The organism is Cryobacterium tagatosivorans (assembly GCF_004402215.1).
GTDB lineage: Bacteria > Actinomycetota > Actinomycetes > Actinomycetales > Microbacteriaceae > Cryobacterium > Cryobacterium tagatosivorans.
In genome coordinates this window covers 20,566-39,897 of the sequence record NZ_SOEZ01000078.1, presented here as the reverse complement: position 1 = coordinate 39,897, position 19,332 = coordinate 20,566, and the positions used below count along the sequence as shown (strand labels likewise).

The 19,332-nt window shown below is 69.4% G+C and carries 16 protein-coding genes; 9 read left to right on the top strand and 7 right to left on the bottom strand.

The window, feature by feature from the left end; genetic code table 11:
- Window positions 1-45 precede the first annotated feature (45 nt).
- Window positions 46-480 carry a universal stress protein gene (locus E3O23_RS16415; RefSeq protein WP_134492897.1) on the top strand — a complete coding sequence of 145 codons (435 nt, stop codon included), beginning with the start codon at window positions 46-48 and terminating at the stop codon, window positions 478-480.
- Here E3O23_RS16415 and E3O23_RS16410 read toward each other — a convergent pair.
- Window positions 477-1,835, bottom strand: a complete 1,359-nt coding sequence (locus E3O23_RS16410; RefSeq protein ID WP_134492895.1) for a HAMP domain-containing sensor histidine kinase — start codon at window positions 1,833-1,835, stop codon at window positions 477-479. The two genes, E3O23_RS16415 and E3O23_RS16410, sit on opposite strands and share 4 nt — an antisense overlap.
- The gene (locus E3O23_RS16405; protein ID WP_134492893.1) at window positions 1,832-2,521 is read right to left on the bottom strand and encodes a response regulator transcription factor; all 690 of its coding nucleotides are present in this window, start codon (window positions 2,519-2,521) and stop codon (window positions 1,832-1,834) included. Before E3O23_RS16405 ends, E3O23_RS16410 begins: the two co-directional genes overlap by 4 nt.
- Before the next feature lie 141 nt (window positions 2,522-2,662).
- Between E3O23_RS16405 and E3O23_RS16400 the strand changes: the two genes are divergently transcribed.
- Entirely contained in the window at window positions 2,663-3,424 is a 762-nt protein-coding gene (locus tag E3O23_RS16400) for a DUF2202 domain-containing protein (protein ID WP_198415206.1), read from the top strand.
- Between the two features lie 111 nt (window positions 3,425-3,535).
- Here E3O23_RS16400 and E3O23_RS16395 read toward each other — a convergent pair whose 3' ends face one another.
- Entirely contained in the window at window positions 3,536-3,916 is a 381-nt protein-coding gene (locus E3O23_RS16395; protein WP_134492892.1) for a hypothetical protein, read from the bottom strand.
- Between the two features lie 317 nt (window positions 3,917-4,233).
- On the opposite strand from E3O23_RS16395, the gene E3O23_RS16390 reads away from it, so the two are divergent.
- Both E3O23_RS16390 and E3O23_RS16385 read left to right on the top strand, forming a co-directional pair.
- Window positions 4,234-5,097, top strand: coding sequence for a hypothetical protein (locus E3O23_RS16390; RefSeq protein WP_134492890.1), 864 nt, complete (start codon window positions 4,234-4,236; stop codon window positions 5,095-5,097).
- A gap of 61 nt (window positions 5,098-5,158) precedes the next feature.
- Window positions 5,159-5,758: a class F sortase gene (locus tag E3O23_RS16385; protein WP_134492888.1), complete on the top strand. Its 600-nt coding sequence runs from the start codon at window positions 5,159-5,161 to the stop codon at window positions 5,756-5,758.
- 330 nt (window positions 5,759-6,088) lie between these two features.
- Here the strand turns inward: E3O23_RS16385 and E3O23_RS16380 are convergent, their stop codons facing one another.
- Together E3O23_RS16380 and E3O23_RS16375 are read right to left on the bottom strand one after the other, a co-directional pair.
- Complete coding sequence (locus E3O23_RS16380) at window positions 6,089-8,641, bottom strand: ATP-dependent Clp protease ATP-binding subunit (protein WP_134492886.1); 2,553 nt, start codon at window positions 8,639-8,641, stop codon at window positions 6,089-6,091.
- 159 nt (window positions 8,642-8,800) lie between these two features.
- Window positions 8,801-9,049, bottom strand: a complete 249-nt coding sequence (locus E3O23_RS16375) for a hypothetical protein (protein ID WP_134492884.1) — start codon at window positions 9,047-9,049, stop codon at window positions 8,801-8,803.
- 163 nt (window positions 9,050-9,212) lie between these two features.
- Between E3O23_RS16375 and E3O23_RS16370 the strand changes: the two genes are divergently transcribed.
- From E3O23_RS16370 to E3O23_RS16360, 3 genes are all read left to right on the top strand, one after another.
- A complete protein-coding gene (locus E3O23_RS16370) occupies window positions 9,213-10,175 on the top strand; it encodes a 1-phosphofructokinase family hexose kinase (protein WP_198415205.1) in 963 nt (320 codons plus the stop codon).
- A 137-nt stretch (window positions 10,176-10,312) separates the two neighbouring features.
- The gene (locus E3O23_RS16365) at window positions 10,313-11,854 is read left to right on the top strand and encodes a serine hydrolase domain-containing protein (protein ID WP_166790558.1); all 1,542 of its coding nucleotides are present in this window, start codon (window positions 10,313-10,315) and stop codon (window positions 11,852-11,854) included.
- Between the two features lie 110 nt (window positions 11,855-11,964).
- A complete protein-coding gene (locus E3O23_RS16360; RefSeq protein WP_255453314.1) occupies window positions 11,965-13,209 on the top strand; it encodes an NAD(P)/FAD-dependent oxidoreductase in 1,245 nt (414 codons plus the stop codon).
- A gap of 2 nt (window positions 13,210-13,211) precedes the next feature.
- Here E3O23_RS16360 and E3O23_RS16355 read toward each other — a convergent pair whose 3' ends face one another.
- The gene (locus E3O23_RS16355; RefSeq protein WP_134492880.1) at window positions 13,212-14,918 is read right to left on the bottom strand and encodes an AMP-binding protein; all 1,707 of its coding nucleotides are present in this window, start codon (window positions 14,916-14,918) and stop codon (window positions 13,212-13,214) included.
- 42 nt (window positions 14,919-14,960) lie between these two features.
- Window positions 14,961-17,207 (bottom strand): HelD family protein, encoded by a 2,247-nt coding sequence (locus E3O23_RS16350; protein WP_134492878.1) that lies wholly within the window; start codon window positions 17,205-17,207, stop codon window positions 14,961-14,963.
- Window positions 17,208-17,317: 110 nt separating this feature from the next.
- On the opposite strand from E3O23_RS16350, the gene E3O23_RS16345 reads away from it, so the two are divergent.
- The gene (locus E3O23_RS16345; protein WP_134492876.1) at window positions 17,318-18,547 is read left to right on the top strand and encodes a glycosyltransferase; all 1,230 of its coding nucleotides are present in this window, start codon (window positions 17,318-17,320) and stop codon (window positions 18,545-18,547) included.
- On the top strand, window positions 18,544-19,281 hold the full coding sequence (locus tag E3O23_RS16340) for a PIG-L deacetylase family protein (RefSeq protein WP_134492874.1): 738 nt from the start codon (window positions 18,544-18,546) through the stop codon (window positions 19,279-19,281). Before E3O23_RS16345 ends, E3O23_RS16340 begins: the two co-directional genes overlap by 4 nt.
- The last annotated feature ends 51 nt before the right edge of the window (window positions 19,282-19,332 follow it).

Here is a 19,332-nt window from a genome sequence, read left to right as displayed (position 1 = left end):
GGCAGCAGCGGGCAACCGGCCGCGGTTTCGGGAAAGGGCGGGGCGATGACCGGCAGTGACTCGTTTGCGATCGTGGTCGGGGTGGACGGCTCGGGGCAGTCGCTGGCCGCCCTCGACTGGGCAATCACCGAGGCGCGGCTGCGGCGGGGCCGCATTCACGTCATCACCGCCTGGTTCTACCCGCCGCTGGCCTCGGAAGTCGGGGACGGAGTCATCGACGACTCGTTCCGCCTGGCCGCCGAACGGGTTCAGGCCGCTGCGCTCTCGGCCGCCACCGACGCCGGTGTGCCGGTCACCGGGCGGGTTGTGGAGAATTCTCCGGCGACCGCGCTGCTGCACGCGGCCGGGGACGCGGACCTCGTGGTCGTGGGCTCACGCGGACACGGCGCGTTCGCCGGCCTCAGGCTCGGGTCGGTGTCATCCCAGGTCGCACACCATGCGCCGTGCTCGGTGCTGATCGTGAGGCCCAGGGCCGACTAGCTTTCGACCGCAGGGGCCGACGCCACGGGCAAACGGATGATGATCGTCGCGCCCTCGCCGGGGGCGGATTCCGCCTCTACGCTGCCACCGTGGCTGGTCACGATTTCGCGAACGAGGGCCAGGCCGATGCCCGAGCCGGCGACCTCCCCTGCCGCCCGGCCCCGCCAGAGCCGGTCGAAGATGTGCGGGAGCTCGTCCTCCGGGATGCCTGGACCGCTGTCGGCAACCCGGAGAACCGTCTGCCGCTCGTCACGGGCCACCGCCAGCGTCACACGATCACCCGGTCGACAATATCGCGCCGCGTTCGCCAGCAGGTTGCCGATCGCCTGGTGTAAGCGGTCGGCGTCGGCCAGCACGAAGGCCGGACCGCTGAGGTCGACGAGCACGTTCAGCCCGGCCGCCCGCAGCTGGGGTTCTTGCAGCGCCAGGGCATCCCGGGCGACCTGCACGAGATCGACCCGGGACAGGCGCAACGACGGACCGGCCGTTTCGGCCGCTGAGAGCTCGGCGAGGTCCGTCACCACGCGTCCGAGTCGAAGGGATTGGTCGTGCAGGCCGGCCAGGCCTTGCAGCGTCGGGAGCACCAGTCCGTCACGCAATTCCTCCAGCCCGGCCTGGAGCGCCGCGAGCGGGGTGCGGAGCTCGTGGGCCACGTCGGCCGTCAGATTGCGGCGATCGCGATCGGACCGGACGACGTCGTCCGCCATCGCATTGAAGGCGACGGCCAGCTCACCGAGCTCCCCCGGGGCCGCAAGGGTGGCGCGCGCCTCCCGGTCGCCGGCCGTGAACGAGCGTGCGGCATCCGTCATCGCCCGGATCGGACGGACGAGCAGGCGCGTGACCAGCCAGCTCGCGCCGAGCGCCACGAGGAGCGCGACCACCGCGGCGACGGCGATCCAGGTCCAGGCGATGTCGAGGACCCTGGTTCCGGCGGTTCCGCCGAAGTTCATCCGAATCGTTCCGACCTGCACCGCGTCGAGGATGATCGGCGCGGTGACAACGCCCTGGCCCTTGCCCGATCCTGTTCCAGGCCCGCCTGAGGTTCCAGTGGCCTCGACCGTTGTCCCGTCGGCGTCCAGGACGGCCAGCCGGGCGGACGCGGCGTCCGCAATCGCAATGGCCCGGCCCAGGTCGGCCTGTCCCCAGTCGTCCGCCTGCCGATAGGCGTCGGCGGCGGCAGCGGCAGCGGACTCCGCGATCCGCTCCCGGTCGGCCTGCTGCGCGACCTGGACCCCGCGATCGACACCGATCAGCGCGGCCCCGGTGAGGACGAGCACCGAGGATCCGGCGACCAGGAGGAAGGCGAGCAGGAGGCGCCGCCCCAGCGGGCCCAACCCGAAACGGAGGGCTCTCACAGCTCGTCGTCCCGGCGCAGCCCCAGGCGGTAGCCGACCCCGAGCACCGTCTCCACCACGTCAGCCCCCGAGGCGCCGAGTTTCCGTCGGAGGTTCTTGATGTGTGAATCGATCGTTCGCTCATAGCCGGCATATTCGTAGCCGCGAACCCGGTTCACCAGTTCATAGCGCGAGTACACCCGCCCCGGCGAAGCAGCCACGGCGGCCAGGAGCGCCCACTCGGTAGGCGTCAGGTCGAGCGCGGCGTCGTCCAGCCAGGCCCGGTGCGCGCTCTCGTCGATCCGCAGCCGCTTGTGTCCGTAGGTGACCGGGCCGGCCTCGGCGGGCAGCCCGCTGAACCGGTGGAGAACGGCCTGCACCCGCAGGACCACTTCGTGGGGGCTGAACGGCTTGGTCACGTAGTCGTCAGCGCCCAGTTCGAGGCCGCGGATGCGGTCTTCGGTCGTGCTGCGCGCGGTCAGGACGATGACCGGGAGATTCCCGAGGGCGTGGATCTCCCGGAGGACGTCGGTCCCGTCGATGTCCGGCAGACCGAGGTCGAGGATCACGAGGTCGGCTGACGGGAGCAAGCGGAGCGCCTCACTGCCCGACGCGGTCGTGAGCACGGAGAATCCGGCCCGTTCCAAGTAGCGGCGCAGCACTTCGCGAATGTCGCGTTCATCCTCAACGACCAGCACCGTAGGCATGCCTAACCCTAACTCCCGGCCCCGCGCGCCCGGGCGTCACCGCCGCGGATCTCCATCCAATCTCCACACACTCGCCAGAGGGCCTTCATTCCGGGGACGCATTGTGTAGGAATCAACGCACTCGAAACCAAGGAGCACACCATGCGTAAGAGAACCATCATTGCCACGGCCATCGCCGGCGGAGTCGTGGCTACCGCCCTCATCGTCACGCCGAGCTTCGCCGCAATCGCCCACCTCGCCGACGCGCCCAGCGCCGCGTCGCTTTCGCACAGCAGTTCCCCCTCCGACGAAGCAATGGGCAAGGGGATGGGCAAGGGTGCGGAAAGGGGCCACGAAAAGGGCGCTGAGAAGGGCGCGGAAATGCGTCACGGAAAGGGTTCTGGGAAGGGCTCCGAAATGGGCCACGGAAAGGGTTCTGGGAAGAGTTCCGAGAGGGGCTCCGAAAAGGACCATGGGCTGAGCGAGGTCGCGAGCGGAACCCTGACCGCCGAGCAGAAGACGGTGCTGACCGAGATGGCTGCGGAGGAGAAGGTCGCGTACGACCTGTACATTGCCTTCGCGGAAAAGTACGACGAGGCGGTCTTCAGCCGAGTCGCCCAAGCCGAAGCCAGGCACCAGGATGCGGTACGCACCCTGCTTGACCGCTACGACATCACCGACCCGACCGTCGGACTGGACGCCGGGGAGTTCTCCACTGAAGCCGCACAGGAGATGTACGACTCGCTGCTCGCCCAGGGCTCGGCCAGTCTCGACGCCGCCCTGGCGGCCGCGCGAACCGTGGAGAAGACCGACATCGCCGACCTCACGGCCGCAACCGAAGGAGTCACCGCTCCCGACGTGCTGAAGGTGTACGAGCGCCTGCTGGCCGGTTCAGAGCACCACCTCGTCGCCTTCGGCGGCTGACACAGCGTCGCTCCCGATCGGGAGCGCCGAGACCAGAAGGGGCACCCACAGTGGGCGCCCCTTCTGGCGTGGGCTGAATCCCCGGTCCGTGGGTCCAGCCGGTCGTTGGGTCTAGTCCGAGGGATCGGCGCCAGTACCCGGGCGTTCGGCATCACCGGCATGGTCAGCGGCCAGCTGATCCAGGGCCTCAAGCCCGCCGGCGAGGTAGCCGGCCCAGCCGGGGCCGGTGCGGCCAGGCGCGCCGGCCTCCGCCGCCCAGCGCGCACGGATGTCGCCGAGGACCAGCCGGCTGCCGGCGTCGTCATCCGGAAGGAGGGACAGGCGACGGATGGCCCGTCGCACCTCGGCCAGGGCCGCCGCCATGCCCTCGTAGTACTTCGCGGCGGGGACCGGCGCACCCCTCGAGACAGAGCAAAGCGACTGGCCGCCGGTGGTGGCGGCCAGTCGCTGGAGCGCCTCGCTTTCGCGGGCGCGGATGGATGCGCTGAGCATCCCCTTGCTGCTTAGTTGCAGGTGCAGCGCTGGGCGGGCGGGACGTCAGCCATGACGCTGGCGACGTGCTCGCCGCATCCGGCCCAGGTGATTTTCGCACAAACATTACAACGGACGGGACTGCACATGGGTTTCTCCTTCAGTGGTCTAACGGTAAGGACAACTATACCCCCAGGGGTATCAAATAGCCAGCGTGACGGCCTGCCTGGTCCTCCGAGGGCGGTCCGCGTGTTAGCGTCGAGGCCTACCTTAGGAGTCCTGTGCTCACAGCTTCGTCAACCCCTGTGCCCGCAAGCACCCTCTTCAAGTCCTCGCTGATGAGGGCCACTGTTCTGGTCGCGGCGCTAGCGATCGCGGCCGTGGGCCTTACCCTGGCCCCTTCCGACAGCGCGTCCGCGCAGGACTTCGCCCAGTGCGACAGCGTCAACAACACCCCGGGCCTGGAACTCATCTGCGATGTGACCGTGCAGAACACGCTGAACCTGACCACCGGGGTGGAGAGCTCCACCGTCACAACCACGGTCTGTGAAGGGGCCAACGGGGCATCCACCTGCGGCACTCCGTCGACCGAGTCCTTCAACACGCTCACGAGCAAGGTCAGCCAGTGCAACTACGCCCTGAACGGCGGCGGCGGCAACCTGGACTGCACAGTGACCGTGGTGAACAACATCACCGGTGCGGCCGATAAGGACAAGGCGCCGACCGGCGCAACGGTGGACCAGTGTGTTGGATCCGCAACCGGCGGCGGCACGGCTCTGATCTGCGACCCGTTCCCGGCCGCAACCTCCGGCGCAACCATCACGCAGTGCAACGATTCCGCAATCGGCGGCGGCGGCGCAACTGGTGTCATCTGCACCGTGCACCCGTCCACCCAGAGTGCGCTGCTCCCGGTCACGATCAACCAGTGCAACAACTCCGCCAACGGCGGCGGCGCCAGCGTCACCTGCGACGCGACGCTGACGAACAACTTCCTCACCGCCGGCACGACGCCCGTGGCGAATACCCCCGGGACGACCGCCCCGGTGAAAAACGTGCTGCACGACTCGAAGACGGACGGCTTCGGCCTGGCCGGCACCGGCGACGACGGAACGATGTTCCTCGGCGCGGGCGTCCTCATGCTGCTCGCCGGCGGCCTGCTCACCGCGGCGTTCGCAACCCGCAAGGCTGGCGCCCGTCGCTAGAAAAGCCCTGCTCGTCGGCACGGCTGCCCTGCTCTCTGCGGTAGCCGTCGGCTGGCTTGGTTTGACCCTGGCGGACACGGGCGCCGGAACTCCCGCCCCCGTCCGCCGGACCCCACTCGCGGCGGCCCCCTCGGCGTCGCCCACCGCGGCAACGCCCGGCCCCGCCGCCGACCTCGTCATCGCCGCGTCGGCTCCCCTGCGCCTCCGCGTCCCCGTCATCGGAGTGGACGGCGCCGTGTCGGAGTACTCCCAGCAGATGATCAACGCCCGCGGGGGCTTCGATCCGCCCGAGCTGTCGACCATCTCGTGGGACACGACGATCCAGGGTGGGACCGCGGGAACGGACTCGATCAACACGGTCTACCTGTACGGGCACTCCTGGGTCGACGAAGCCGTCTTCAACGGCATCAGGGTAATGAAGGCCGGTGACGTTGCGGGCATCGACACCGCCAACGGCACCCTCTGTTACGTCACGCAGAAGACACTGACGCTGGACAAGGCCGAATACAAGCACAACGACGAGTTGACGGATGCGATCCCGAACCGCCTGGTGCTCGTCAGCTGCTACCGACCCGTCGGCTACGATCCGAATTCCGCCACCGTGAAGAACATCGTTGCCGTGCTCCAGCTCGACCAGGCCCAGACCAACTCTGGCTGCTGATCTCCCCTCCGCAGCAATCTCGATACCCCATGGGGTATAGTCGGCCGAGACAGCTTGACGAAAGGGAACACCAATGTGCCGAGCAGTGACGTGTAAGAAGTGTGGGAAGACGACGTGGGCAGGCTGCGGTCAGCATGTCGACCAGGTCATGCGAGGCGTGCCGAGCGCCCAGAAGTGCCGCGGCCACGAAAACGACCCAGCCCCCGCCGGCAACTTCTTCACCCGGCTCTTCTCCCGCTGAATCTCCGACCGCCCAAGCGGTCGAGGACAGCGCAAAGCCGGGAACTTGCCTTCAAGGCAGGTTCCCGGCTTTTCGTTTTTCCTCGCGGCCTACGCCGCCAGGGGCATCCGTTCCGTGCGGGCGTCGATGCTCAGTGCTTCGCCGTCGACGGACACGGTGACCTGCCCGCCGCCGGTCAGCTCGGAATCGACGAGGAGATCGGCGATCCGATCATCCAGCTCCCGCTGGATCACCCGGCGCAGCGGCCTCGCCCCGTATTCGGGTTCGTAGCCGCGGTCGGCGATCCAGTCGACCGCCTCGTCGCTCACCATGAGTCCGATGTCCTGGGACCGCAGGCGTGCCTCGGTCTGGGCCAGCATCAGCCGCACGATCCGGCGCAGCTGCGCCCGGTCGAGCTTCTGGAACAGCACGACCTCATCGATCCGGTTGAGGAACTCCGGACGCATGGCCTCGCGGAGCTTGCCCATGACCCGGTCGCGCAGCGCCTTGTCGGACCCGAAGCCGTTCCCGGATCCGTCGTGATCGGCGGTGAAGCCCAGCGCGCCGCTACGGCTTGCCAGGAACTCAGAGCCGATGTTCGAGGTCATGATGATGACCGTGTTGCGGAAGTCGACGGTGCGGCCCTGCCCGTCGGTCAGGCGCCCGTCGTCGAGCACCTGCAGCAGCAGGTTGAACACGTCGGGGTGCGCCTTCTCGATCTCATCGAGCAGCACGACCGAGTACGGGTTCCGCCGCACGCGTTCGGTGAGCTGCCCGGCCTCGTCGTACCCGACGTAGCCGGGAGGGGCGCCGACGAGCCTGCTGACGGTGTGCCGTTCGCCGAACTCGCTCATATCGAAGCGCAGCATCGCCTGCTCGTCGCCGAACAACGATTCGGCGAGTGCCTTGGCGAGCTCGGTCTTGCCGACACCCGTCGGCCCGAGGAACAGGAAGCTGCCGACCGGCCGGCGCTGGTCGCCCATGCCGGTGCGGTTGCGCCGCACAGCCCTGGCGATCACCGTCACGGCGTCATCCTGCCCGATGACCCGCTCGTGCAGGTCGCCTTCGAGTCGGCCCAGGCGTTCGCGGTCGCCGGAGGTGAGCCGGCTGGCGGGGATCCCGGTGGCCCTGGCGATGATCTCCGCAATCTCCGCCTCGTCGACCACCGCGGGCGCGGCCGGGTCAGGAAGAGAATCCGCCGAGGCGATCTTCTGCTGCACGGCCTCGACCTCGTCCCGCAGCCGCGAGGCCTCCTCATACTGCTCCGCCGCGACCGCCGCGGTCTTCGCGCCCTCGAGCGAGGCAAGCTGCGCGCGAAGCGCCGCCAGGTCCGGCCTCACGCCGAGCCTCAGGCGCAGCCGGGCGCCGGCCTGGTCGATGAGGTCGATGGCCTTGTCGGGCAGGAAGCGGTCGGTCACGTAGCGGGCCGACATCTCGACGGCGGCTCGGAGCGCCTCGTCCGTGTACTCGACGCCGTGGTGTTCCTCGTACCGCCCCTGCAGCCCGGCGAGGATCCGCACGGCATCCTCGATGCTCGGCTCCCCCACCCGCACCGGCTGGAAGCGGCGTTCCAGCGCCGGGTCCTTCTCGACCTTTCGGTATTCCTTGAGCGTGGTCGCACCTACGACGTGCAGTTCCCCCCTGGCAAGGCGCGGCTTCAGGATGTTGCCGGCGTCCATTCCGCCCTCGGCGCCGCCGCTGCCGATGACGGTGTGCAGCTCGTCGATGAACACGATGAGCTCGTCGGTGCGCGCACTGATCTCGTCCATCAGGGTGGTCAGGCGTTCCTCGAAGTCGCCACGGTACCGGGTGCCGGCGACCAGAGCGGGCAGGTCGAGCGCGATCACGCGCTTGCCGCGCAGCTGCTCGGGAACGTTGCCGTCGACGATCGCCTGCGCGAGCCCGTCGACGATGGCAGTCTTGCCCACGCCGGCCTCGCCGATCAGCACCGGGTTGTTCTTGGTACGCCGCGAGAGGATCTCGATCGTCTGCTCGATCTCGTCCGACCGGCCGATCACCGGGTCCAGTCCGCCTTCGCGAGCCAGTGCGGTCAGATCGGTGCCGTAGGTGTCGAGCATGGGCGTCCCGGAGGGGTCGGCTGATTCCGGCCGGCTCGGGACAGGCGCAGCCCCCTGCTCCTCCCCCACGCCCGCCTGCAGCGATTCCGGCGTCACTCCGGCCGCGGCCAGGAGTTGCCCGGCGGGCGCATCCTGATTGACGACAAAGGCGTAGAACAGGTGCTCGGGGTCGATGTAGGTCGAGCCGAAGGCCCGTGCGACCTGGTAGGCGTCGAGCAGGGCGCGCTGCGCCGAAAGGGTGAGTGACGGCGCGGCCGAAAGCAGTTGGGCCGACTTCTCAGGCAGTCGCTGCTCCGCTGCCTTCGCGACAGCGGCGGGGTCGGTGCCGGTGTGCCTGATGGCGTCGGAGGCAGGTGCCTGCTCGGCCATCACCCTGAGGATGTGGAGCGCGTCGACGTCGGCATGGCCGAGCTCAACCGCGAATCGGGCGGCGTGGGCGAGCACCTCGTGCGTGCGGCGGCTGAGCAGCCGGGTGATGTCGATCGGGCGCCCGGACTGGGCCGCGCGCTGACCCTGGAGGTAGCGGGCGAGGAATTCGTCGAACGAACCCTCGCCGGAACCTGCCGGACCGAAGAATATGGGCATCTGACCTCCTGGGACTTGAAACTTGAGTTGCCTTGACTCAAGTTAACGTGGAGGCCGGCGTTTCATTCCCCGAAGATCCTGTGAATTGGCCCACCCGCACTGGGCACGAGAAATCGCTCCCGAGCCTTCTCGGGAGCGACTTCGCGGATGCGATGCGGGCTAGACCATGACCGGGTTGCGAGCGCCGACGGCAAGGGTCTCTGCCGCGCGGGCGAACGAGGAGAAGTAGGTCCGTTCTCGCCAGCGGTCCAGGCTCATCACCTCGAAGAAGGCGCCAACCTGTCGGATGAATCCGAGAATCGCCAGTGGATTCCCCTGTGCGACACCATGAGTGCTCACTCGCCACTCGGTGGAAGAGAGCTCGAGGATTTCAAGCGAGGATCCGTTGTCTGCAACTGCGTTGTTCATGACGCCTCCGGTTTGTTGGTGAATTCAAGTACACAAGATGCCGATTGGGCCATCAAGGGGCTTGACGCCTGCGGCACGATCACGCAAGGTGAGGTTTCCTCGCGCGCCCGACGGGCCTTCCGGGGCGTATTCGCCAGACCGGAAAGCTCCTAGTCTGGGGGCCATGGACGCATCCAGGCCGACCTCGATGAGGCCGATTCTCACGGTCACGGTGAATCCGGCCCTCGACATCAGCAGCTCAATCGACCGGGTGACCACGGATCGGAAGCTGCGCTGCGGACCGACCCGCCGGGGCCCGGGCGGCGGCGGGGTCAACGTGGCACGCGTGGTGCAGCGACTCGGCGGGCAGGCCCTCGCTGTCTATGCCGTCGGCGGTCCCTCCGGGGACGCGTATCGACAGCTGATCGAAGCCGAACGCCTGCCGGCCGTGGCGGTGCCGATCGCCGGGAGCACACGCGAGAGCTTCACCGTCGATGAGACGTCGACGGAGAAGCAGTACCGGTTCGTGCTGCAGGGCCCCGAGCTGAGCGAGGCCGAGTGGCGCGCCTGCCTGGCCGCCGTCGAGCAGTCCATCCCGGTCGGTGGCTACGTGGTCGCCAGCGGCAGCCTGCCGCCGGGGGTTCCGTCTGACTTCTACGCGCGAGTCGCCCGCCTGACGCGCGCCCGCGATGCGCGCTGCCTGGTGGATGCCTCCGGACCGGCCCTCGCCGAAGCGCTCGCTGAGGGGGTCTTCCTGGTCAAACCGAGCCGGCGGGAGCTGGCGGAGCATGTCGGCGCGGAGCTCGACACCGAGCAGAGCCAGGTCGCTGCGGCATCCGCCCTCGTCGCCCAGGGAGCGGCCGAATTCGTCGCCCTCTCGCTGGGCGCGGCGGGAGCCGTGCTCGCCTCCCGGACCGGGATCATCCGCCTCCCCGTGCCGCGTGTGCATGTGCGAAGCACGGTAGGGGCCGGGGACAGCTTCGTCGGCGCTTTCGTGCTGCGGGTCGCGCAGGGCCGTGACCCCGAGGAGGCCTTCCGCGCCGCCGTCGCCGCCGGAACGGCCACCACGATGACGCCGGGCACCGAGCTGTGTCGCCGGGACGACGTCGAGCGGTTGGAGGCCGAGCTCGCCGCGCGCGGCGACTGAGGACTCCCCCTCGCTTGGAGAATCGCACAGGAGATCGGGTCGCACATTGCCCGTCCGGACTAGAGCCATCGCCGCGCGCATCCGTACCGTGGACAGTAAGCCATTTGGTTGGCAAAAGCCGGAGAGAGGGCATGTCCATGACTGCGCAGATTGAGTTGTCCGCTGATGTGATCGACCGGCTCACCCACTGGTTCGACGACCAGGGGGTCGTGGCCCCGTCCCTGAACTACGCGATCTACGACCGTTCGGGAATCCTCTTCCACCACGGCCTCGGCGATTTCCAGCGCGACGGGCGCCGCCCTGAGGTCGACACGATCTATCGCATCTGCTCGATGACCAAGAGCTTCCTGATCGCCACAGTGCTGATCCTCCGCGACCGCGGGCTGCTCTCGCTTGAAGACCCGGTCTCCGCCACTGTGCCGGAATTCCCCGACTTCGTCGACGACAGCGGTGCCAGGGTCCCGATCACCCTGCGGATGCTGATGACCAATTCGTCCGGCCTGCCGGAGGACAACGGGTGGGCCGACTTCAACCTGTCGATCACGCGCGAGGGCCTGCGTGAGACGCTCGCGGCCGGACTCAACTTCTCGGACTTCCCCGACAGCGGATACCAGTACGCGAACATCGGCTTCGCGGTGCTCGGGCTGGTGGTCGAAGCAGTCTCCGGGATGCCCTTTGACAAGTTCGCCACCGCCACGCTGCTCGAACCGCTCGGGCTGACGCGCAGCCGCTTCGACCTGGGCGACTACGACGACGCCGGCGAAGGGGGCGGCGGAATCGCCTATGGCTTCGAATCCTTCGATGGCGGCGAATCCTGGTTCCGGCGGCCGTTCACCGAGACGGGCGCCATGGGTGCCGCCGGCAGCCTGTTCAGCACGCTGCCGGATATCGCGCGCTGGAGCGGCTGGCTCTCGAGCGCCTTCGACCCCGCCAACACGGATGACGCCATCCTGTCCCGGGCGTCACGCCGACTGATGCAACGCATCTTCACGCCGAAGCACGACCTCGACCGGACGCTGATTCCGGAGATCGAGAATGTCGGCTACGGTCTCGCACTCATCGTCGAACACGACGAGCGGTTCGGCTCCTTTGCCCAGCACTCGGGCGGCCTGCCCGGCTTCTCAACCCACATGCGGTGGCACCTGTCCTCGGGCCTCGGCGTTGCCCTCTTCGGCAACACGAACAGTCTCGACGACATCGCGATCTGGTCGGCCAGGCTGCTGCGTATCGTGCTCGAGGACCGGGCCGTACCCGCGAAGACGATCCCGCTGTGGCCGGCGACATTCTCCGCGGCCGAGGAACTCGAGACCGCGATCCGAGGTTCGGGCAACGTGGTCGACGCGGAGCGCCTCTTCAGCGGCAACCTGCTGAGCGATGTGCCCGAGGACGTGCGCTTCTCCCGGTTGCAGGCAGCCGTCGCCGCCGTCGGTGGCCTCGAGGCCGCTGTGCCGCCGCTCGCGGAGCGCCTGGCCTGGTCGGTGTCGGCGGCGCAGGTCGCGTGGACGATCCCGGGCCGCTCGGGTTATCTCGAGTGCGCCATCGAGATGACGGAGACCCAGCCCAGCCTCATCCAGCGGCTGGACATCACCGCCCGGCAGCAGGACTGGAAACCGCTGCCGCTGATTTCGCGCCACTCCAGGCCCCTTGCTCCGCCCGCCGTGGACGCAAGCGCCACCTGATCACGGTTCCCTGGGGACGGGGAATCGCGTCCGGGCATTCCCGGGAACGATTGCGCCTTGCGCGAACACGAACGCCAGCACTATTCACCGAACGGCCAAGGGAGCTCCACGTGTCAACAGGCATCACCAAACCGCGCACCGCAGTGATCGTGGGCGCCGGCATGACCGGCCTGGCCACGGCGTGGCACCTGCAGTATCACGGCGTCGAGGTGACGGTGCTCGACCGGGAGGGAGTCGCCGCGGGCTCGTCCTGGGGCAACGCGGGCTGGCTCACCCCCGGCATGGCCATGCCGCTGGCCGATCCGAGCCTGTTGACCTACGGCCCCAAGGCCCTGATGGATCCCTCGGCTCCGCTGCTCATTCCGGCGCGCTTCGACCCTCGGCTGTGGGCGTTCCTGGCCCGATTCGGCCTGCGGGCCACCAACAAGGCGTGGGCCGGCTCCATGGCCGCCCTGACCCCCATCGACAAGATGGCGCTGGCCGCGTTCGACGAGCTCGGCAGCAACGGGGTGACCGCGCCGACCCGCGAGGGTTCCTTCGTCGTCGCCTTCGAGGGCGAGAAGGAGAGTCACCACTTCCTGCACGAACTGCGACTGGTCGAGAAGGCGGGCCAGGTCGTGCCGGTGAACCGGCTCGCGGACCCCCGCACGATCCCGCAGCTCTCCGACAGGCTGTCGACCGTCTACACCGTCGAGGGACAGCGCTTCATCGAACCGGGGCCGTACGTGGAGTCTCTGGCCGATTTGGTTCGTGCCCGCGGCGGCAGGATCGTGTCGGGCGCGCGGGTCACGTCCGTGCACAAGGAGTCCGCCGGTGTGGTCGTGGAGATTGCCGGTCAGGAGCGGATCCGGGCCGACGTGGCCGTCCTGGCGGCGGGAGCCTGGCTGCCCGAGCTGTCTCGCGGGCTCGGCGTGCGCACCATGGTCCAGGCCGGACGCGGCTATTCGTTCAGCGTGGCCACGGACCGCCCGGCCGATTCCCCGATCTACTTCCCGGCAAGCCGGGTGGCCTGCACGCCCTACCGGGGACGCCTGCGTGTCGCCGGCACGATGGAGTTCCGCCGCCCGGACGAGCCGCTGCAGCGCCGCCGCGTCGACGCGATCGTGGCCTCCGTCCGGCCGCTGCTGTCCGGCGTGGACCTGGACGACCTTCAGGATGTCTGGGTCGGGTCCCGCCCGATGACTCCCGACGGCCTGCCTGTGCTGGGCGCGACACGCACGCCGGGGATCTTCGTGAACGGCGGGCACGGGATGTGGGGCATGGTGCTGGGCCCGGCGTCGGGCAAGCTGCTGGCCCGGCAGATCGTCACCGGGACCGTGCCGGCCGAGATCCGCGCGTTCGATCCGCTGCGCTGATCTCAGCCGCGCTTGAGGCCCGGGAAGTCCTCCTCGCGCCATTCGACGGCGATCCGGATGCCCGACGTCGCCGCCTCGACCTCGCGCTGACGCAGTTCGACCCGCCGGATTTTGCCAGACGCGGTCTTCGGCAGCTCGAAGAATTCGATCCGCCGTACCCGCATGTACGGCGGGAGCGAGGCGCGGGCGTGGCTGAGCAGGGCGAATGCGGTCTCCTGGCTGGGCGCCCAGCCAGCGGCCAGCGCGACGTATGCCTTCGTGACGTTCAGCCGCGTCTCATCGGGAGCGCCGACGACGGCGGCCTCATGAACGGCCGGGTGCTCGATCAGGATGCTTTCGACCTCGAACGGCGACACCTTGAAGTCGGACGACTTGAAGATGTCGTCGGTGCGTCCGACGAAGGTGATGCAGCCGTCGTCGTCCCGCACGGCGACGTCCCCGGTGTGGAAGTATCCGCCGCGCATCGACTCCGCGGTCGCCTCGGGGCTGCCGAGGTAGCCGGCCATCAGGTTGAGGGGAACCGCGGCGAGATCGAGGCAGATCTCCCCCTCGCTCGCCGGGGCCCCGGTGATCGGGTCGATGAGGGCGATCTCGACGCCGGGCAGCGGTCGACCCATCGCTCCGGGCACCACCGCCGCCCCCGGGGCGTTCCCGATCAGCGCCGTCGTCTCGGTCTGGCCGTAGCCGTCGCGGATCTCGAGTCCCCACCACTGCTTGATCCGCGCGATGACCTCGGGGTTCAGCGGTTCGCCGGCCGAGAGAATCTCCCGCAGCGCCCCCGGCCGCCTCTCGATGTCGTGCTGGATGAGCATGCGCCACACCGTCGGCGGGGCGCAGAAGGAGGTCACCGCAGCCCGGTCAAGCTGCTTCATCAGAGCCTCGGGGTCGAACCGCACGTAGTTGTAGACGAAGACGGTCGCCTCGGCGATCCACGGGGCGAAGAAGCTGCTCCAGGCGTGCTTGCCCCAGCCCGGTGAACTGATGGCCAGGTGCACGTCCCCCGGCCGAACGCCGATCCAGTACATGGTGGTCAGGTGGCCGACCGGGTAGGCGCGGTAGGTGTGCACGACGATCTTGGGCCTGCTCGTCGTGCCCGACGTGAAATAGACCAGGGACGGGTCATCCGTGGACACCGATGCCTCCACGTCGGCCGCCGAGGAGTCGGACGCGTCCGCGAACGGCAGCCAGCCGTCGACCCGTGCTCCCACGCTGATCCTCAGGTAGTCGCCCGGCACGGTGTCGAACTTGTGGGCGTCCTCGGTGTTCGCGATCACCTGGCGCACCTGCGCCCTCTCGACGCGGTCGGCGAGTTCGTGCGGGACGAGCACGGCCGAGGTGGGCAGGATGACGGCACCGAGCTTCATCACGGCGAGCATCGACACCCACAGCTCGACCTGGTTGCCGAGCATCAACATCACCGGGTCCCCTCGGCCCACGCCACGCTCGCGCAGCCAGTTCGCGACCTGGTTCGAGCGGCGTCGCAGCTCGGCGAAGCTGTACTTGCGCTCGCTGCCGTCCTCCTCCACGATCCAGAGCGCGGTCTTCTCATTGGCCTCGGCGACCACGTCGAACCAGTCCCTGGCCCAGTTGAATGAGTCACCGACATCCGGCCAGCGCCACGATGCCGCGGCGCGGGCGCCATCCTCGCGCAGGGCGATCAACTGGTCACGAGCATGGCGAAAGGCGACGGTGCCGGGGGAAGTGGACATGGGCCCATTCTGTCGCCCGGTCGGCAACCAGTCGAACCGGACCTACTCGAACCGGGCCGGTTCGAACCCGGCCGGCAGCGGCCCGTCGGAGACCAGGTACAGGCGCTGCGTCGACCGGGTCATCGCCACGTACAGGGCGCCGGCCCCGCGCTCGGACGCCGCGACGATGGCCGTCGGATCGACCACGATCACCGCATCGAACTCGAGACCCTTGGCGTCCTGCGGGGTGAGCAGCGCGATGTCGCGTGTGAGGCCGGCCGGACCGCGACCGACCAGGCCGTCGAATTCGGCGGCCAGCGTGGCGTGCAGGGCGTCGATGGCGTCGTCGACGACGATCACGGCGAGGGTCCCGCCGGCCTCGAGGGCGCGGTCGCGACGGATGGCCGCGGCGACATCCGTCACCGTCTCCACCGGCCATTCGCTCGCTCGCACCGCGCGTGACTGCGTGATCGGCAGGTCGTGCGCCAGAGCCACGGTCTCGGCGACCCTGGCGATCTGACTGGGGGTCCGATAGTTCACGGTCAGCTCTTCGAGGCGCCACCGATCGGCCTCGAGCGACGACTCGAGGATGGGTTTGAGCGCGTCCTTCCAGCTGGCCGCCGACGCCGCCGACGCCGCCTGGGCGATGTCGCCGACGATCGTGAACGACCGGAGCGGACCGCGGCGCAAGACCAGCCGCCACTGCATCGGTGAGAGCTCCTGGGCCTCGTCGATGACGACATGGCCGTAGGTCCAGCTGCGGTCGACGGCGGCGCGTTCCGAAGTGGTCGCCCGGTCGCCCAGTTCGGCGAAGTTGTCGGCGAGGGCCTTCGCGTTGACGAGCCCCTTCACCTCCATGTTCGAGATGGCCAGTTCGGCGTTCTCGATGTCGCGCTTCCGCTGTTCCTTCTGTGCGCGCTTCAGGGCCGCGTCGACGACGTTGTACTCGCCGAGGTACTCGGCCGCCTCGTCGAGCAGGGGGATGTCGGCGATCGTGAACTCGGCGTCGCGGGGGCGCAGAAGGAGGGCCCGCTGCTCGGGCTTCCAGCGCGGGGTCAGCTGGGTGAGCCACTGCGGGCGGGCGTACAGGTCCTGCAGCAGCTTTTCGGGCGTGAGGGGCAGCCAGGCAGTGTTCAGGGCCACCCGCACGTCGTCGGCCAGGCGAAGGTCCTCGCGCAGCATGGGCAGGTCGGTGTCGTCCATCGACCGGCCCTGGGCCTGCAGCTGCGCGAGCCACTCGCGCGAGAGGGCGTTCAGCGCGCTCTTGACGAACGTGACGCGTGCTTCGTTGTGGGACTTGCCGCCCACCCGGGCGCGGTGGATGGCGTTCTCGACCAGCTGGGGCTGCAGGGTGAGCCGGTCGCCGTTGACAATCAGCTGCTGCGGGGCGGCGGGCACACGCTGGCGGGACCTCACCGCGCGTGCGATGAGATCAGCCATGAAGGTCTGGCCCTTGAGCGCGGCGACGGCCGGGGCATCCTCGCGGGTCGCCTCGACGCCGGGATAGAGCTGGCCGACCGACGCGAGCACGACGCCGGTCTCGCCCAGCGACGGGAGCACGGCCTCGATGTACTGCAGGAAGGACGGGGACGGGCCGATGATCAGCACACCGGAGTTCTTCAGCCGGTCGCGGTGGGTGTAGAGCAGGTAGGCCGCGCGGTGCAGGGCCACGGCGGTCTTGCCGGTGCCGGGCCCGCCCTGCACGACGAGGACGCCCTTGAGGTCCGAGCGGATGATGCGGTCCTGCTCGGCCTGGATGGTGGAGACGATGTCGGACATGTGGCCGGTGCGCTGCGCGGTCAGGGCGGCGAGCAGGGCTCCCTCGCCCTGGTGGTGCGAAGCCGCATCGCCGTCCAGGAGTTCAACGTCGAGGATCTCGTCTTCGATCCGGATGATCCGGCGCCCCTTGGACAGCAGGTGGCGGCGGGCCCGCGCCCCGAGCGGCGTCGCGGCGGTGGCCTGGTAGAACGCGCTCGCCTGCGGCACGCGCCAGTCGAGGAGCAGGGGGCTCAGGTCTTCGTCGCGCAGGCCGACACGACCGATGTAGCGGTAGACCGGCTCGCCGCCCTCGTCCGGTGCGGTCTCCAGCCGGCCGAAGGCGAGGCGGTCGTCCACCTCGCGAAGCTGGACAATGCGGTCTTCGTACAGGCGGGCGAACGTGTCGCGCTCGGAACGCGACTGGTGGTTGCCGCCGACATTGAGCATCCGCACGGCCGTGAGCTGCTGCTCGGCCTCGCGCTGCAGCGCGTCCAGTCGCGCGTACAGCGTCGCAACGTAGTCCTGTTCCCGCTGCAGTTCCTGGTCGACCACTCACACACCCCTTCAAATCCAACCTTTGAGTTTACTCGCCTTCTCGCCGCACCCGGGACAGCTCCTCTGCTGCCGGGGTGATTCACACCCCCATCGGTTAAGATTCCCGGGTGCCCCACGCCTCCACTCCCCTGCGCATCGCGCTCGTCAGCCTGCACACCTCGCCGGGTGCCGAACCCGGCTCGGGCGACGCCGGGGGCATGAACGTGGTCGTGCGCCACCAGGCGGAGGCGATGGCGTCGCTGGGTCATACCGTCGACATCCTGACCCGCCGTTCGTCGTTCGAGGCGCCGGACGACCAGCAGCTCACGCCCGGGGTCACCCTGCGCTTCCTCGACGCGGGGCCGGCCGAGCCGGTGGCCAAGGGCGACCATGAGGCGTTCATCGATGAGTTCCGGATGCGCCTGGCCGCCCTGGGACCGTACGACCTCATCCACTCGCACCACTGGTTCTCGGGCATGGCCGCGCTCCCCCTCGCCCGGCAACGCGGGATTCCGCATGTGCAGAGCTTTCACAGCATCGCAGCCGACGAGTCGACGCCGCTGTCCGCCGGCGAACGCGCGGAATCCGCGGGGCGCATGGCCGGGGAGGCGTGGCTGGCCCGGGAGTCGGATGCCGTCGTCGCGATCAGCGAGGCGGAAGCCGACACCGTCGCGGAACGCCTCGGCGGGCGGCCGGATCGCATCGCGGTCGTTCCGCCCGGCGTCGACGGGGCGCTGTTCCATCCCGCGGCCGAAGCGCCGCAGGGCCGCGGCTACGCCGTCGTCGCGGCCCGCCTGCAACCGTTGAAGGGCCTGGACCTGGCGATCGAAGCGATCGCGGCCGTGCCGGGACCGCTCAGGCCCGACCTGGTCGTCGCCGGCGACGCCTCGTCCGACTTCGACGGCTACGTCGAGGAGCTCCGGACGCTCGCCGCCGGCCACGGGATCGAGGCCGGCGTGCGTTTCGTCGGCCCGCAGTCGCGGGCGAACCTGGCGACGCTGCTGCGCGGGGCCCGCGTGGTGCTCATTCCCTCCCACTCGGAAACGTTCGGGCTGGTCGCCCTGGAAGCCGCGGCGAGCGGAGTGCCCGTCGTCGCCGCGGCAGCCGGGGGCCTGCGCGAAGCGGTCGTGCACGGCGAGACGGGCCTGGTCGTCGACTCGCGGGACCCCGCCGACTGGGCCGAGGCCATCACGACGATCCTGGCCGACCCGGGGCTGGCGCGGCGGCTGTCCCTGGCCGCCCGCGAGCGCGCCGAGCACTTCGACTGGCCGCGTTCGTCCGTGGGCCTGCTGGCCGTGTACGCCGCTCTCCTGCGGCCGGGCACGGCCGGCGTGCTGCCGCAACTCGCCAGCGCATGAGCATCCTCCAGGGGAAGCCATCGGTGCTCTTCGTTCACGCGCATCCCGACGACGAGACGATTTCGACCGGCGCGTTGATCGCCGAGCTCAGTGCGCGCGGCAGCCGGGTCTTCCTCCTCACCGCCACCCGCGGCGAACGGGGCGAGGTGGTCCCTGGGCCGCTCTCGGGCCTCGAGGGAACGGACGCGCTGGCGCAGGCGCGAGAATCGGAGCTGCAGCGCGCTGCGGACGCCCTGGGAATCTCCGAGCGGTTCTGGCTGGGCCAGGGGCCGGCGCGCGCGAAGGGGCTCCGCCCCCGCCGCTACCGCGATTCGGGAATGACCTGGCTCCGGCCGGGTCTCGCCGGCCCCGCCGACGACGTCGACGAGGACGCGCTCGCGCCGGCGCCGTTGCCCGAGGTCACGGCCGACGTTGCCGCGCTCATTGCGCAACTGCGGCCCTCGCTCGTCGTGAGCTATGACAGCGGCGGCGGCTACGGGCACCCCGACCACGTGCGCATGCACGAAGCAGCGCGGTCGGCCGGCCGAGCCCGGGACACGCCGTTCGCCGAGATCGTGCAGGCGCCGACGCCGGATGCCGAGTGGTTCGACCTCGACGCGCGGATCGACGCGGTGACGGCCGCGCTGCACTGCCACACGAGCCAACTCACCGTGCACGGTTCAGACATGGTGCACTCCGGCGGGCAACGAGAGCCGATCAGGACATCGGTCGGCCTGCGCCTGCTCCGCCCCTGACTGGGCTCCGCCGCTGACTGTTGCCGTTGCCGGCAACAGCCAGGTCGAAGA